16 protein-coding genes are annotated in these 14,776 nt (G+C 72.9%); 6 read left to right on the top strand and 10 right to left on the bottom strand.

Annotated elements, in window-relative coordinates; genetic code table 11:
* Positions 1–115: 115 nt before the first annotated feature.
* The gene (locus tag ABZY33_RS14400; RefSeq protein ID WP_356491862.1) at positions 116–826 is read left to right on the top strand and encodes a 3-keto-5-aminohexanoate cleavage protein; all 711 of its coding nucleotides are present in this window, start codon (positions 116–118) and stop codon (positions 824–826) included.
* Positions 827–890: 64 nt separating this feature from the next.
* Here ABZY33_RS14400 and ABZY33_RS14405 read toward each other — a convergent pair whose 3' ends face one another.
* Positions 891–1,403, bottom strand: a complete 513-nt coding sequence (locus ABZY33_RS14405) for a helix-turn-helix domain-containing protein (protein ID WP_356491863.1) — start codon at positions 1,401–1,403, stop codon at positions 891–893.
* A 106-nt stretch (positions 1,404–1,509) separates the two neighbouring features.
* Here ABZY33_RS14405 and ABZY33_RS14410 point away from each other — a divergent pair, with 106 nt between their 5' ends.
* Complete coding sequence (locus tag ABZY33_RS14410) at positions 1,510–2,628, top strand: aryl-sulfate sulfotransferase (RefSeq protein WP_356491864.1); 1,119 nt, start codon at positions 1,510–1,512, stop codon at positions 2,626–2,628.
* Entirely contained in the window at positions 2,625–3,983 is a 1,359-nt protein-coding gene (locus ABZY33_RS14415) for a solute carrier family 23 protein (RefSeq protein ID WP_356491865.1), read from the top strand. The genes ABZY33_RS14410 and ABZY33_RS14415 overlap by 4 nt, the downstream gene beginning before the upstream one ends.
* Here the strand turns inward: ABZY33_RS14415 and soxR are convergent.
* A complete protein-coding gene (gene soxR, locus ABZY33_RS14420; protein ID WP_356491866.1) occupies positions 3,916–4,407 on the bottom strand; it encodes a redox-sensitive transcriptional activator SoxR in 492 nt (163 codons plus the stop codon). The two genes, ABZY33_RS14415 and soxR, sit on opposite strands and share 68 nt — an antisense overlap.
* A 92-nt stretch (positions 4,408–4,499) precedes the next feature.
* On the opposite strand from soxR, the gene ABZY33_RS14425 reads away from it, so the two are divergent.
* Positions 4,500–4,961, top strand: a complete 462-nt coding sequence (locus ABZY33_RS14425; protein WP_356491867.1) for a MaoC family dehydratase — start codon at positions 4,500–4,502, stop codon at positions 4,959–4,961.
* On the opposite strand, the gene ABZY33_RS14430 is transcribed toward ABZY33_RS14425, so the two are convergent.
* The 3 genes from ABZY33_RS14430 to ABZY33_RS14440 all read right to left on the bottom strand — a co-directional run bounded on the left by ABZY33_RS14430 (position 4,952) and on the right by ABZY33_RS14440 (position 7,212).
* Complete coding sequence (locus ABZY33_RS14430; RefSeq protein WP_356491868.1) at positions 4,952–5,614, bottom strand: TetR/AcrR family transcriptional regulator; 663 nt, start codon at positions 5,612–5,614, stop codon at positions 4,952–4,954. The two genes, ABZY33_RS14425 and ABZY33_RS14430, sit on opposite strands and share 10 nt — an antisense overlap.
* Positions 5,615–5,677: 63 nt before the next feature.
* The gene (locus ABZY33_RS14435) at positions 5,678–5,968 is read right to left on the bottom strand and encodes a YiaA/YiaB family inner membrane protein (protein WP_356491869.1); all 291 of its coding nucleotides are present in this window, start codon (positions 5,966–5,968) and stop codon (positions 5,678–5,680) included.
* A gap of 92 nt (positions 5,969–6,060) precedes the next feature.
* A complete protein-coding gene (locus tag ABZY33_RS14440; protein ID WP_356491906.1) occupies positions 6,061–7,212 on the bottom strand; it encodes an acyl-CoA dehydrogenase family protein in 1,152 nt (383 codons plus the stop codon).
* Between the two features lie 79 nt (positions 7,213–7,291).
* Here ABZY33_RS14440 and ABZY33_RS14445 point away from each other — a divergent pair, with 79 nt between their 5' ends.
* Entirely contained in the window at positions 7,292–7,948 is a 657-nt protein-coding gene (locus ABZY33_RS14445) for a TetR/AcrR family transcriptional regulator (RefSeq protein ID WP_356491870.1), read from the top strand.
* A gap of 34 nt (positions 7,949–7,982) precedes the next feature.
* Here the strand turns inward: ABZY33_RS14445 and ABZY33_RS14450 are convergent, their stop codons facing one another.
* Positions 7,983–8,372 carry a RidA family protein gene (locus tag ABZY33_RS14450; protein WP_356491871.1) on the bottom strand — a complete coding sequence of 130 codons (390 nt, stop codon included), beginning with the start codon at positions 8,370–8,372 and terminating at the stop codon, positions 7,983–7,985.
* A 72-nt stretch (positions 8,373–8,444) separates the two neighbouring features.
* Here ABZY33_RS14450 and ABZY33_RS14455 point away from each other — a divergent pair, with 72 nt between their 5' ends.
* Positions 8,445–9,359 (top strand): LysR family transcriptional regulator, encoded by a 915-nt coding sequence (locus tag ABZY33_RS14455; RefSeq protein WP_356491872.1) that lies wholly within the window; start codon positions 8,445–8,447, stop codon positions 9,357–9,359.
* A gap of 12 nt (positions 9,360–9,371) precedes the next feature.
* Here the strand turns inward: ABZY33_RS14455 and ABZY33_RS14460 are convergent, their stop codons facing one another.
* The 4 genes from ABZY33_RS14460 to ABZY33_RS14475 all read right to left on the bottom strand — a co-directional run bounded on the left by ABZY33_RS14460 (position 9,372) and on the right by ABZY33_RS14475 (position 14,672).
* Complete coding sequence (locus ABZY33_RS14460; RefSeq protein ID WP_356491873.1) at positions 9,372–10,454, bottom strand: Zn-dependent alcohol dehydrogenase; 1,083 nt, start codon at positions 10,452–10,454, stop codon at positions 9,372–9,374.
* Positions 10,455–10,479: 25 nt separating this feature from the next.
* Positions 10,480–11,868, bottom strand: coding sequence for an aldehyde dehydrogenase family protein (locus ABZY33_RS14465; protein ID WP_356491874.1), 1,389 nt, complete (start codon positions 11,866–11,868; stop codon positions 10,480–10,482).
* A 76-nt stretch (positions 11,869–11,944) separates the two neighbouring features.
* The gene (locus ABZY33_RS14470; protein WP_356491875.1) at positions 11,945–13,261 is read right to left on the bottom strand and encodes an MFS transporter; all 1,317 of its coding nucleotides are present in this window, start codon (positions 13,259–13,261) and stop codon (positions 11,945–11,947) included.
* A gap of 10 nt (positions 13,262–13,271) precedes the next feature.
* Positions 13,272–14,672 (bottom strand): CitMHS family transporter, encoded by a 1,401-nt coding sequence (locus ABZY33_RS14475; RefSeq protein ID WP_356491876.1) that lies wholly within the window; start codon positions 14,670–14,672, stop codon positions 13,272–13,274.
* Positions 14,673–14,776: the final 104 nt, after the last annotated feature.

The raw sequence follows: 14,776 nt of genomic DNA on the forward strand, positions 1-14,776 counted from the left end.
CAACATACCTCAGGAGGGAAGGTGAGGGACGTTTTCGGCCGCATCCCGCCCGTGCGAAGACTGGCCGTCGCCGGCCGGTGGCCGGCTGTCCGCGCCTGCTGCGACCATCGGGCCCATGGTGTTCGTACAGGTCTGTCTGAACGGTGCGCGGGGAGCCGGCGACGGAGCGGTGGTGCCGTTGTCGCCCGGCGCGCTGGCCGAAGCCGCCGCCGGGGCGGTCGCGGCCGGCGCGTCGGATGTGCATGTCCACCCCAAGTCGCCGTGCGGACAGGACACGCTGTCGCCGCGTGCGGTGGCGGCGACGCTCGACGCCGTCCGGGCCCGGGTCGCCGTGCCGGTCGGTGTGACGACGGGCGCGTGGGCCGAGCCCGACCCCGCCGCGCGCGTGGCGCGGATCGAGGCGTGGCCGACCCTGCCGGACCACGCCTCGGTGAACTGGCACGAGCCCGGCGCGGAGGCGGTGGCCGCCGCGCTGCTCGCCCGGGGCGTCGGGGTGGAGGCGGGCGTCTGGTCGGGCACGGACGGGGCCGAGCGGTTCGCGGCGTCACCGCTCGCGCCGCGGGTGCTGCGGGTGCTCGCCGAGGTCACCGACACCCGCCCCGAGTCGGCCGAGGGGACGGCCCGCGCACTGCTGGCCGCTCTCGGCTCCGCGCACGGGCGGCCGGTGCTGCTGCACGGGGAGGAAGGGGGTGCGTGGCCGGTGCTCCGGCTCGCGCTCCGCTCGGGCCTCGCGACGCGGATCGGCCTGGAGGACACGCTGTTCCTGCCGGACGGGGAGCGGGCGCGCGGCAACGCCGAACTGGTCGCGGCCGCCGTCGCGTTGTAGCGGGCGGGCGCCGGGTCCGGACACGGGCGCCGTACGGGGTGGCTCGCACCGCCCCCCGCACCCCTTACGGGGCCGCGACCCCGACCAGCAGCACCCGGGTCCCCGGCTCCAGCGGCCGCCAGCGGTGCGGCATCTGCGCCGCGCAGTACAGGGTGTCGCCGCGCTCCAGGAGATGGCGCGTGCCGCCCGCCTCCACCTCGGCCGAGCCGTCGGCCACGTAGAGGATCTCGTCGCCCGCGTGCCGGTACTCCCGGTCCCAGTCGTGCTCGCCGGTGAACTCCAGGGCGTGCAGGTGCTGCCGGCCGCGCACGAGGGGGCGTACCCCGCCGTCCGTCGCGGGGTGGTCCGCGCTGCGGACCACGTCGACCGGGCGGGGCACCTCCGCGGCGGCGAGCAGTTCGACGGCGGTGGTCTCGAGCGCGTCGGCGATGCGCTGCAGCGAGTTCATGCTCGGGCGCGAGCGGCCGTTCTCGACCTGGCTCAGGAACGGTACGGAGACCCCGGCCCGCCGTGCCACGTCGGCGAGCGTCAGCTCCAGGGCGCGCCGCCTGCGCCGGATGCCCGGTCCCACGTTCATGTACTTGTAACGCCCTTTCCCTGTGCTCCCTGTTCCTGCGCACCCTATAGCCGTGCTTAACTCGTTCACCGTCACTTAAAAAAGTTAACCATGGGAAGGGGCCTCCATGGCTCGCGTGGACCAGAACCAGCGGCGCCGCCGCGGTACCGGCCTGATCGCGCTCGACGAGGACGCCGCATACCCGGGCTACACCCTGTTCGCGCCGCTGACCGGCAGCGGAGAGGTGTACCTGATCGACCTGCGGGGCGAGACCGTCCACCGGTGGGACCTGCCGCACCGCCCGGGCCGGCACGCCCGCATCCTTGCCGGCGGCAACCTCGCCTACAACGGCGTCCTGCCCGGCGAGCCCGCGCTGTTCCCGATGTGGCACAAGTACCGCGGCGGCCTGATGCAGGAGATCACCCCGGACGGCACGGTGGTGCGCGAGCACCGCGACCCGCTCCAGCACCACGACGCCCACCACTACGGCGACGGCCGCGTCCTGTACACGGCCCTGGAACCGCTCACCGGCGCCGCGGCCGCGGCCGTGCGCGGCGGGGTCCCCGGCTCGGAGGCCGGCGGCACCACGGTGTGGGCCGACACGATCGTCGAGGTCGACGCGGAGGGGCGGCGGACCTGGGAGTGGCGGGTCGCCGACCGGCTCGACCGCGACGCCTTCCCGCTCCACCCGGACTACGCCCGCGAGCACTATCCGCTGATCAACAGCGTGCTGCCGCTCGCCGACGGGAACATCCTCGCGAGCTTCCGCTCGGTGTCGGCGGTCGTCGTCATCGAGCGCGCCACCGGGGACATCGTCTGGCGCTCCGAGCCGGGCGTCGTCTCGCAGCAGCACTGCCCGACCGAGCTGGAGAACGGCAACGTCCTCGTCTTCGACAACGGCGTCTTCCGGCCGCACTGGGACGTGCCGTTCAGCCGGGTCATCGAGATCGAACGCTCCAGCGGCAAGGTGGTGTGGGAGTACCACGACCCGGCCCGCGAGTCGTTCTTCGCGCCGTTCATGGGCAGCGCCCAGCGGCTGCCGAACGGGAACACGCTGATCACCGACTCCCCCGCGGGCCGCCTCTTCGAGGTGACCGCGGACGGCTACCTGTGCTGGGAGTACGTGATCCCGTACTTCGGCGGCTACCAGGAGGAGGAGGTCCGCAAGCTGTTCCCCTCCGAGCCCAACGCCGCCTTCCGCTCCTACCGTTACTCGGCGGCCGAGCTGCCCTGGCTGAGCCGGTGACCGCCACCGCGGCGCACTCCGGGGCGGGTACGGCACCGGTCGACGAGATGCTGCCGCTGCGGCGCCTCGTCCCCCTCGCCTGCCAGCACCTGCTGGCGGGCGTGGCCGCGCCCGTCTCCTCCGTCATCCTCATCGCGACAGCGCTCGAGCTGCCGGCCGGGCGGACCGCGTCGCTGCTCAGCGCCACGCTGGTGCTGTGCGGGATCGGCGCGCTGCTCCAGTCGCTCGGGGTGCGCGTGCTGCGGGTCGGCGCGCGGCTGCCCTTCCTGATGCTGCCGGGCGGCGCCGCGGTGGCGATCTTCCTGCAGATCGCGCGGGAGTACGGCCCGGCGACGGCCTCGGGATCGGTCCTGGTCTCGGCCGCGTTCCTGCTCTGCGTGCTGCCGTTCTACGGCCGGCTCGTGCGCCTCTTCCCGCCGCTGGTGATGGGGACGACGGTCGTCCTCATCGGCATCAACATGATCAAGGTGACCGCGCCGATGGTCGCCGCCGGGCCGGGGCTCGGCTTCGCGACGCTCGGCGTCATCGCCGTCTTCTTCCTCGTCCTGCGCGGCGTGTGGCGGCAGATGGCGGTGCTGCTCGGCCTGGTCTGCGGCACGCTGATCGCCGTCCTCACCGGCACCGACCTCGAGGTCGCGCACGGTGCCGCGTTCGCGCTGCCGGACCTCTTCCCGTACGGGGCCCCGCACATCGACCTGCTCGCCGCGATCCCGCTGCTGGTCTTCGCGCTCGCCTCCCTGGCCGAGGCCACCGGGCAGACGGTCCTCAACAGCGAGGCCGTCGGCCGCGCCCCCGACCCGGGCCGCGACGTGCCGCGCATCGCCCGCGCCGACGCGCTGGTCTCGCTCGGCTCCGGCGTCTTCGGTACGTCGCTGATGGTGACCAGCGCCGAGAACATCGGCATCGTCCAGCTCACCGGCGTCCGCAGCCGGTTCGTGACGGCGGGGGCCGGCGTGCTGCTCGTCCTGTGCGGACTGCTGACCCCGCTGACCCGGCTGCTCGCGGCGGTCCCCGGACCGGTGGTGGGCGCCGCGGGCCTGGTCATCTACGCGGTGATCGCGGTGATGGGCTTCGGCATGCTCTCCCGGACCGACCTGAACAACGGCACGGACAGCGTCGTCATCGCGCTCGCCCTGGTCATCGGCATGCTGCCGATCGTGGCGCCGGAGATCTACGCGGAGCTGCCGTCGTGGGCCCGCACCCTGTTCGGCAGCGGGGTGGCGGCCGGGGCGCTGGCGGCGGTGGCGCTCAGCGCGGTGTTCCGGGCGGTGGGGCCGGGGCCGGACCTCACCGCGCCGGACGCTCCCGGCTGCCCTGACGCTCCTGGCGCTCCGCCATCAGACGCGAGCCGGTGAGGCGCTCACCGCTGACGTCGTCGGGGTTGGAGAGCACGCAGGTCTCCAGGGAGAGGCAGCCGCAGCCGATGCAGTCGGTGAGGTGGTCGCGCAGCCGGGCGAGCTGCCGGATCCGCTCGTCCAGCTCGCCCCGCCAGGTCTGCGAGAGGTGCGCCCAGTCCTCGCGGGTCGGGGTGCGCTCCTCGGGGAGTTCGGCGAGGGCGCCGCGGATCGTCGCGAGCGGGATGCCCACGCGCTGCGCTGCGCGGATGAAGGCGACCCGGCGCAGCGTGTCGCGGGTGTAGCGGCGCTGGTTGCCCGGGGTGCGGCGGCTGGCGATCAGACCCTTGGACTCGTAGAAGTGCAGCGCCGAGACGGCGGCGCCGCTGCGGGCCGAGACCTGGCCGACGGTCAGCTCGTGGATCTTCTCCGGGATCTGTGGCACCCGGCCGAGCCTAGTGCCCGGGCGGGCCGGTTGTTAGCATGCCCAGAGGTCTGAGCAAGCGCTTAGACAACGGACCTGGGAGGTCACTGGAGATGGCGGAGCCGCGGGTTTTCAAGGATGCCGACGAACTGAAGGCCGCAGTCGGCGAACAGCTGGGCCACACGGACTGGGTCACGGTCGAGCAGGAACGGATCGACAAGTTCGCCGAGGCCACCGGTGACCACCAGTGGATCCACGTCGACCCGGAGCGCGCCAAGGCCGGCCCGTTCGGCACGACCATCGCGCACGGGTACCTGACGCTGTCGCTGCTGCCGCTGTTCGGCCCGCAGCTGATCGCGGTCGAGGGCGTGAAGATGGGCGTCAACTACGGCACGAACAAGGTCCGTTTCCCCGCCCCGGTGCCGGTCGGCTCGCGGCTGCGGGCGACGGCCTCGATCACGTCCGTGACGGACGTGCCGGGCGGGGTGCAGGTGACTCTGGCGTTCACCGTGGAGCGCGAGGGCGGCGAGAAGCCGGTCTGCGTCGCCGAGTCGGTCTCCCGCTACTACGTCTGAGCCGGCCGGCGTTGCGCGTCGGCCCCCACCATGCGCAGCACGAGGTCGGCGTAGAGCGCGCCGACCTCGTCGGGGGTCCGGCGGCCCTCGGCGTTGAACCAGCGGGCCACGTCGATGCAGAGGGAGAGCACGGCGAGGGTGGTGCCGGGGACGTCCGGCACGTCGAACTCCCCGCTCGCCACCCCGTCGCCGATGATCTCGCGCACGGCGGCGTCGCTGCGGCGGCGCAGCTCCACAATGGCGGGGCGGTGCTCCTCGCCGAGCGAGTCCAGTTCGTACTGGACGACGCGGGCGGTCGTGTGATGCCCGGCGTGCCAGCGCACGAAGGAGCGGACCGCCTCGGTCAGCCGCTCGGCCGCGCCGCCCTCGCCGTCGGCGGCGCGCCGCAGGATCAGCAGCGCCTTCTCGTGGCCGATGCGGCTGATCCGCAGGAGGAGCTCCTCCTTGGTCTTGTAGTGAATGTAGAGCGCGGCGGGGCTCATGCCGGCGCGGCTCGCGATGTCGCGGGTGGTGGTGGCGTGGTACCCCCGCTCGGCGAACGCCTCGACCGCGGCGACGAGCAGTCGCCGCGCGGCGTCGGGGGTGACCTCGGCCCACGGCACCTCGTCGACGGCCTGGGCCGCTCGGTCGGGGGCCTGCTCGTCCTGCGTCATCGGTCCGCTCACATCCTCCCGGGTACGTGCGCCCACACCATACCCTCCGAGGTGAGCGGGCGCTTAGGCCACCGGCTTGAAGGGGTCGTGGTCGGCGAGGTACTTCTCCAGGCGGGCCTGGTCCACGCGGCTCACGATCTGGTCCGCCTCCTGGCGGTCCCGGACCACCTTGGCGAGGGTGAAGGCCGACGTCGTGAGGTAGAGGACCGAGACGGCGAGGAAGGCGCGGATCCAGCCGCTGGCGTCGAGTTGGTAGATCCCGACCGTGACGGCGGTGAGCGCGAGGGCGAAGGACGCGACGGCCTGTCCGTAGTAGGCCGCGGTGTTCTGCTGTTTGACCGGTGTCTCACTCATAGCGAAGAGAATGGACCGGCGGGGCCCGTGGCCGCCTCCGCTCAGCTACTCAGGTACGTACTCAGCCCGGACCGGCCCCCGGGCCGCCGCCCTCAGAACGCGGAGACACCGGTCAGGGCGCGGCCTATGATCAGCTTCTGGATCTGGCTCGTGCCCTCGTACAGGGTCATGACGCGGGCGTCGCGGAGCAGCTTGCCGACCGGGTACTCGTCGATGTAGCCGTAGCCGCCGTAGACCTGGAGGGCGTTGTTGGCGGCGCGGACCGCGGCCTCGGACGCGAAGAGCTTCGCCTGCGAGGCGGCGGTGGCGAACTCCTCGCCGCGGTCGATGAGGTCGGCGACGCGCCAGGTGAGCAGCCGGGCCGCGGCCACGTCGACCGCGATGTCGCTGATCAGCTCCTGCACCAGCTGGTAGGAGGCGATCGGCTTGCCGAACTGCTCGCGCTCGCCCGCGTAGCCGACCGCCGCGTCAAGCGCGGCCTGGGCGATGCCGACGCAGCCGGCGGCGACGGACATCCGGCCCTTCGCGAGGGCGGACATCGCCACCGAGAAGCCCTTGCCCTCGGCGCCCAGCAGGGCGGTGGCGGGGACGCGGACGTCCTCCAGGACCAGTTCGGCGGTGGCCTGGCCGCGCAGGCCGAGCTTGCCGTGGATGGTGCGGCGGGTCAGCCCGGGGGTGTCGGTGGGCACCAGGAAGGCGGAGACGCCCTTGTGGCCGGGGGCGTCGGTGGAGCGGGCGAAGAGCAGGACGACATCGGCCCAGGTGCCGTTGGTGATGAACATCTTGGCGCCGTTGATGACGTAGTCGTCCCCGTCGCGCACGGCCCGCGTGGTCAGGTTCCCGGCGTCGGAGCCGGTGCCGGGCTCGGTGAGGCCGAAGCAGCCGAGGGCCTCGCCGGCCGTGAGCCGGGGCAGCCAGTGCCGCTTCTGCTCCTCGGTCCCGTAGGACTGGATCGTCTTGGAGACGAGGCCCAGAGAGACCGAGACGATGCCGCGCACGGAGGAGTCGCCGCGGCCCAGCTCCTCGGTGACCAGGCAGTACGCGAGGTGGTCGCCGCCCGAGCCGCCGTACTCCTCGCCGATGGTCAGACCGAGGAACCCGACCTCGCCGAGCTTCTTGACGACGGCCCGGTCGACCTCCTCGGCGCGGTCCCACGCCACCACGTGCGGCGCGATCTCGCGGTCCACGAAGTCCTTGGCCAGGCGGCGCACGGCCGCCTGCTCCTCGCTCAGCTCCAGATCCACGGACGACTCCCAGGCACGTGCGGCAGATGCCATAAATTAGCACTGCTAGTTTTCAGCTGACAGCCCTACTATGTGCCGCATGGCCCGACCGCGCAAGCCCCTGCTGAGCACCGACCGCATCGTCGAGGCGGCCCGCGCCCTCGTCGACACCGAGGGGCTCGCGGCCGTCTCGACCCGGCGGCTCGCGGCCGAGCTGGGGGTGAGCGGGCCCTCCCTCTACAACCACTTCCGCACCAAGGACCAGATCCTGGAGGCGGTCGCCGACTCGGTGAGCGCCCAGGTCGACCTGGACATGTTTGAGGCCGGGGACACCCGGGGCTGGCGGACCGCGCTGCACGACTGGGCGGTCTCCTACCGGGCCGCGCTGCGCGAGCACCCGAACATCGTGCCGGTGCTGGCCCAGGGCCCGGGCCGGCGGCCGGCCGGACTGCGTCTCGCCGACGCCGTCTACGGGGCCATGACCGACGCGGGGTGGCCGCCCGCGCAGGCCACGTCCATCGGCGCGCTGATGCGCTACTTCGTGATGGGCTCGGCGCTCGGCTCCTTCGCGGGCGGCTTCGTCGACGACGAGACGGCGTACGACCCCGCGGACTATCCGCACCTCGGGCAGGCGCACCTCCTCGCGGAGAAGCAGGATGTCGTCGACGAGCGGGCCTTCGAGACCGGGCTCGCCGCGCTGCTCGACGGGCTCAGTGTCCAGTACGAGCGGATCGTGGCGGCGGCCGGACGCGGCTAGGGGCCGCCCGGTTCTCCGTGACCGGATCAGGCGGTCACGCCGTGGTCCGCCGGGCGTACACCTCGATCTCGATCTTCATGCGGGGGTCGGCGAGGCCGCACATGAGCATGGTGGCGGCCGGCCGGACCTCGCCGAAAGCGCGGCGCAGCACCGGCCAGCAGGGTTCGAAGTCGGCTCGGTCGGGCAGCAGGTAGCGCACTCGCACGACGTCGGCGAAGGTGCACTCCGCTTCGGTCAGGGCGGCCGCGATGTTGTGCAGGCACTGCTCGGCCTGCTCCACCACGTTGCCGGAGATCGTCATGGTGGTGTAGTCGAATCCGGTCGTCCCGGACACATGGACCCAGTCGTCGTCGATCACGGCGCGGGCGTACCCGATCTGCTCCTCGAACGTCGAGCCGCTGAGGAGGGAACGTCGCTCTGTCATGCGCCGAACGCTAAGTGACCAGTATTGATACGTCTAATACCTCGTCAGGTGCGCAGTGATATCTCTGAGCGTATGGAGCGTCCTGAACTTTCCCTGCCGCAGCTGCACGCCTTCCTCGTTCTCGCCGAGGAACTCCACTTCGGCCGTGCCGCCGCCCGCCTCGGCATCGCCCAGCCGCCGCTGAGCCAGCAGATCCGCCGCCTGGAGGAGAAGGTCGGCTACGCCCTCTTCAGCCGCGAACCCGGGCGCATCGGCCTGACCGCGGCAGGCCGGGAACTCCTCCCTGCCGCCGGGCACGCCCTCGGTCACCTCGCACAGGGCCTGACCGCGGCCCGGGAAGCCGGCAGTGGCGCGGCCGGCCGCCTGCGGATCGGTTTCGCCGCCTCACTCGCCCTCACCCTCCTCCCCCGCTTGCTGCGCACCTTCCGGGAACGGTTTCCCGCCGTGCGGCTGGACATCCAGGAGATGACCACCACGCCGCAACTGGCCGCCCTGCGCGACCGGACGATCGACATCGGCCTGTTGCGGGAGCCGCCCGCCCCGGACGCGGAGCTCGGGTTCGAGACCGTGCTGAGCGAGTCGTTCGTGGCCGTCCTGCCCGCCTCGCACCCCGTCGCGGCGCAACGAACCGTCCAGGTCGAGCAGTTGGCGGACTGCCCCTTCGTGCTCCTGCCGCGCGCCGTCGGCCCGCCGCTGCACGACCAGATCACGGATCTGTGCATCGCGGCGGGCTTCACCCCACAGGTGGCCCAACACGCTGTGGAATGGCAGACCGTCTGCGCTCTGGTGGGAGCCGGCCTCGGCGTGTCACTGGCCCCGGAGAGCATCCGCCGGATCCGGCTCGAAGGCGTCGCCTTCCGCAGGATCGCGCCCGGCGCCGTGCGCACACGAGTCGCCGTCGCGTGGCGCAAGAACGACCCGAACCCTCTGGTCCCCGGCATCTTGGCCGCCCTCGCCCAAGGCCCGCCGGGCCGGGGCCAGGTGTAGCGATCACGAGGGTCAGAACATGACCAGCGCCCGGCCGCCCTTGCCCGCCACCATCGCGTCGAACGCCGACGGGATCTCGTCCAGGGTGATGTGTTCGGTCACCAGGGCGCTGAGATCCAGGCGACCCGCGCGGATGTGCTCCGCGAGGACCGGCAGGTCGGTCGCCGGGTCGCAGTTGCCGTAGACGCAGCCCGCGAGGGTGCGGCCCCAGTGGAAGATCTCCAGGGCGTTGAAGGTGACCTGCTGGTCCTTGCCGCCGATGCCGACGACCGTGGTGCGGCCGCCGCGGCGGGTGGACTCCCAGGCCGTGCGGATGGTCACCGCGCGGCCGACGCACTCGACGGCCACGTCCACACCCTGCTTGCCGGTGAGGGCGCGGATCTCGCGGGCCGTGGTCCCGGAGGCGATGACGTAGTCGGTCGCGCCCGCCTGCCGGGCCAGCTCCTCCTTCGCCGCGGAGACGTCGATCGCGATGATCTTCGAGGCGCCCGCGATCCGCGCGGCCTGGAGCGTGGCGAGGCCGACGCCGCCGACGCCGAACACCGCGACGGTCTCGCCCGCGCGCACCCGCGCCGAGTGGTGGATCGCGCCGTAGCCGGTGAGGACGGCGCAGCCGAGGAGGGCCGCGTCGGTCAGCGGGACCCCGGCCGGGGCGGGCAGGACGCAGTCGGCGGCGACGACGGTCTCCTCGGCGAACGCGGCGACGTTCAGGCCGGGGTGGAGGTCCGAGCCGTCCGAGGAGCGGCGGGCGTAGACGGCGCCCGCCCCGGCCAGCGCGTCGGCGCAGAGCCAGACCTCGCCGAGCGAGCAGGCGTGGCAACGCCCGCAGGACGGAGCCCAGTTGAGGACGACGCCGTCGCCGGGCGCCACGTGCGTGACGCCGTCGCCGACGGAGACCACCGTGCCCGCGCCCTCGTGGCCGAGGACGGCGGGGACCGGCACCCGCATGGTGCCGTCGGTCAGGGACAGGTCGGAGTGGCAGACCCCGGCGGCGGCGAGCTTGATACGGACCTGTCCCGGCCCCGGCTCGGGCAGGTCGATGCCGGTGATCTCCAGCGGAGAGCCGACGGCGGGCAGTACTGCGGCGCGGACCATGATGGCGCAACTCCCTGGAGTGGGCTCAGAACTGAAGGGACTTCGTCTGGAGGTACTCGGACAGGCCGTGGGCGCCCAGCTCGCGGCCGACGCCGGACTGCTTGTAACCGCCGAACGGGGCACGGGGGTTGAAGCGTCCCCCGTTGATGTCGACCTGCCCGGTGTCCATGCGGCGCGCGAAGGCGACGGCCTCCGCCTCCTCGCCGGCCCAGACGGCGCCCGCGAGGCCGTACACGGTGCCGTTGGCGATCCGGACGGCGTCGTCCTCGTCCTCGTACCGGATGAGGGAGACGACCGGGCCGAAGATCTCCTCCTGGGCGATGGCCATGTCCGGGGTGACGTCGGCGAAGACGGTGGGCTGGACGAAGTAGCCCTGCTCGCGCGGGGCTTCGGGGCCGCCCGCCACGATGCGGGCGCCCTGCTCGACGCCCTTCTCGATGTACCCGCGCACCCGCGCCTGCTGCTTGGCGTTGACGAGCGGGCCGATGCGGTCGCCGTACTTGGCGGCGGCGGCCGCGGCGAGTTCGACCGCCTCGTCGTACTGCGAGGTGTGCACGAGCATCCGGGTCCAGGCGCTGCACGTCTGGCCGGAGTTGCCCATGACGTTGGCGACGCCGACGTTGACCGCCTTGACGAGGTCGGCGGAGGGCAGGATGACGTTGGCCGACTTGCCGCCGAGTTCGAGGGCGACGCGCTTGACGGCCGCGCCCGCCGTCGCGCCGATCTGCCGGCCGACCGCGGTGGAGCCGGTGAAGGAGACCAGGTCGACGTCGGCGTGTTCGGCGAGCGCCTGACCGGCGACCGGGCCGAGGCCGGTGACGAGGTTGAAGACGCCCGCGGGCAGCCCGGCCTCGTCGACCGCCTCCGCGAAGAGCTGGGCGGTCAGCGGGGTGTCCTCGGCCGGCTTGAGGACGACGGCGCAGCCGGCGGCGAGCGCCGGGGCGACCTTGGCGACGATCTGGTGGAGCGGGTAGTTCCAGGGCGTGATGGCGCCGACGACGCCGACCGGCTCGGCGTAGACCGTGGAGTTGCCGACCTTCTCCTCGAAGGGGTGGGTGGCGGCGAGTTCGGCGTACGAGCCCGCGACGAGGACCGGTACGCCCGCGTGCACGGTCTGCGAGAACGGCAGCGGGGCGCCCAGCTCGGCGGTGACCGTCTCCGCGATCTCGTCCTTGCGGGCCACCAGGACGTCCCGGAGCGCGGCGATCCGCGCGGCGCGCTCGGCGGGCGGGGTCGCGGCCCAGCCCGGGAAGGCGGCACGGGCGGCGCGGACGGCGGCGTCGATGTCCTCGGCGGTCCCCGCGGGGACGTGGCCGATCACCTTCTCGTCGGCCGGGTTGACGACCGCGATGGTGTCGCCGCCCGCGGCGGGCCGCCACTCGCCGCCGATGTACATGCCGTCGTGGGCCCGCATGGCACTCCCTCGCTCGCCGTTCGTCTGTCCGCGTCCTAAACTAGCGGCGATAGTTTTGGGGCGCCAGAGACGTGGGTCACGTGTTCCCGCGCGGGGCTCGGCGGGGTGATCGGGCGGGTCGCGCCGGCGCGCCGTGGCCGGCCTCGGCCTCGTCGGCGGGTGCCTGACCCGTCGTGGTCGCTCGCGCCGTCCCCCGCGCCCCTTCGGGGCGCTTCACCGACGCGGCCCGGAAGCCGCAGGCCGCCGCCACCAGCAGCAGGCCGCCCAGCATCACGAACGGGGCCGCCGTGCCCGCCACCCCGGCGATCAGGCCCGCCGACGCGGGCGCCGCGACCTGGCCGAGGCGGTTGCCGGTCAGGCGCAGGGCCAGGGCGGTGGAGCGGGCTTCCGGCGGGGCCGCCTGCACGACCGTCGTCATCGACAGCGGCTGGCCGACCCCGAGGCAGAAGCCGAGCAGGACCAGCATCGCGCCGAGGCCCCAGACGGGGACGGGCAGGGCGATGCCCGCGCACAGCACGGCGGCCGCCAGGCAGGTCGTGGCGGTCAGCGCGGACCGGCCGAGCCAGTTGATCAGCGGGGTCATCACCAGACGGCAGGCGATCGTGGCGCCCGCGCGCAGGCTCAGCAGGACACCGACGACGGAGGGGGCGATGCCCCGGTCCTCGCCGACGACCGGGAGGTAGGCGGTGAGGACGTCGGTCGCGCAGAGTACGGAGAGGCTGACGAAGATGCCGCCGGGAACGCCCCGGGTGCGCAGGATGCGGTGGACGGGGACGCGGGTGGGGCTGCGCTCACCCGGCCGCGCCCGTGTCGGCGTACGGCGGAACTCGATGCGCCACAGCGACGTGAACGCTGCCGCGCAACCGCCCGCCGCGACCAGCAGCGCGAGCGCGCTGGTGCCCGCCCGGTCCGGGCCGCCGATCAGGGCGCCCGCGGCGACGGGCCCGACGAGCTGGCCGAGGGAGGCGCCGATGGTGAAGTGGCCGAAGTTGCGGTCCTGTTCGTCCGGGGCGGACTGGCGCGCCACGATCGACTGGGCGCCGATGACGAAGCAGAGGTGACCGAGGCCCATCACGCCGCTCCAGGCGGCCATCGCCGGCAGGGAGTCCGCGCGGCCGCTCAGCGCGCAGCCGCCGGAGATCAGGACGACACCGGCCGGCAGCAGCGGGGCGCAGCGGCCGTGATCGGTACGGCGGCCCAGCGGGACCGCGGCGAACAGCGGCAGGAGCGCGTAGACCCCGGCGATGACGCCGACGGCCCGTTCGTCGGCGCCGAGCGCGAGGGCCCGGTAGGAGACGGCGGGCCGGGCCATGGAGACCGCCGCCTGCGCGAAGCCGAAGGCGAGGACGAGACGGAGCAGCCAGCCGCGGCTTCCGCTGGGCGCGTGCGTCACGGCACCTTCCTCACACGATCCCGAACAGCAGACCGGCGCCGAGAACCACCAGGGCGGTCAGCGCGGCCCACTTCACGGTGAACCGGGTGTGGTCGCCGAACTCGACCTTCGCCATGCCCACCAGCACGTACACCGCCGGGACCAGCGGGCTCGACATGTGCAGCGGCTGGCCGACGAGGGAGGCGCGGGCGATCTCCAGGGTGGAGACACCGTGCGCGTTCCCGGCCTCGGCGAGGACCGGCACGATGCCGAAGTAGAAGCCGTCGTTGGACATGAAGTAGGTGAAGGGGATCGACAGGACGCCCGTGACCAGGGCCATGTGCGGGCCCATCCAGTCGGGGATGCCGCTCACGACCCACTCGGCCATGTGGTCGACCATGCCGGTGCCCTGGAGGACGCCGGTGAAGACGGCGGCGGCGAAGACCATGCCGGAGACGTTCAGGACGTTCTCGGCGTGGGCGCCGATCCGGGCCTTCTGGTCCCGCATGTGCGGGAAGTTGACGGAGAGGGCGAGCGCGGCGCCGAGCATGAAGAGGACCGGGATCGGCAGCAGCTCCATGATCATCGCGGTGAGCAGGACCACGGTGAGCAGCGCGTTGAACCAGTACAGCCGGGGGCGCAGGGTCGCGCGGTGCGGGTCGAGCCCGGCGAAGGTCTCGCCGTCCTCGTTCGCGTACGCGGTGGCGGTGTCGCCGCCGCCGGTGGCCGCCGTGCCGGTGCCGCCGCCCGCGCCGACCAGGACCTTCCCGGCGGCGCCCTCGCTCACGGTCTCCTCGACCACCGAGTCCAGGGAGAGGTACCCGATCCGGGTGCGCTCGCGGCGCCCGAGGACGTAGGCGAGCAGGAGGACGCAGACGAGTCCGGTGGCGAGCGCCGGGATCATGGGGACGAAGATGTCGCTCGCGTCGACCTTCAGGGCCGTGGCGGCGCGGGCGGTGGGGCCGCCCCAGGGCAGGGTGTTCATCACGCCGTTGGCGGTCGCGGCGACACCGGTCAGCACGACGAGGCTCATCTTCAGCCGCTTGTAGAGCGGGTACATCGCCGAGACGGTGATCATGAAGGTGGTGGAGCCGTCGCCGTCCAGGGAGACGATCGCGGCGAGCACGGCGGTGCCGACGACGATGCGGACGGGGTCGGCCTTGGCGAAGCGCAGGATGGCGCGGACGACCGGGTCGAAGAGGCCGACGTCGATCATCACGCCGAAGTAGAGAATCGCGAACATCAGCATCGCCGCGGTGGGCGCGAGGTCGCCGATGCCCGCGATGACGTAGTCGCCGAGGTGCGCCCCCTTGCCCACCAGGACGCAGAAGAGCGCGGGGATGAGCACGAGCGCCGCGATCGGCGACACCTTCTTCATCATGATCAGCACCAGGAAGGTGGCGATCATGACGAATCCGAGGATGGTCAGCATGGAGTGGGTCCCTACGTTCGCCGTTGAACTGCCGCCCGGGAGTGGCGGTCAGCGCGACGTTAGGGGCGTGGCGCGAGCGTTAACAAGATGTTGACGCCCGAGCA

The sequence above is a fragment of the Streptomyces sp. NPDC006552 genome, assembly GCF_040611655.1.
Taxonomy (GTDB): Bacteria; Actinomycetota; Actinomycetes; order Streptomycetales; family Streptomycetaceae; genus Streptomyces.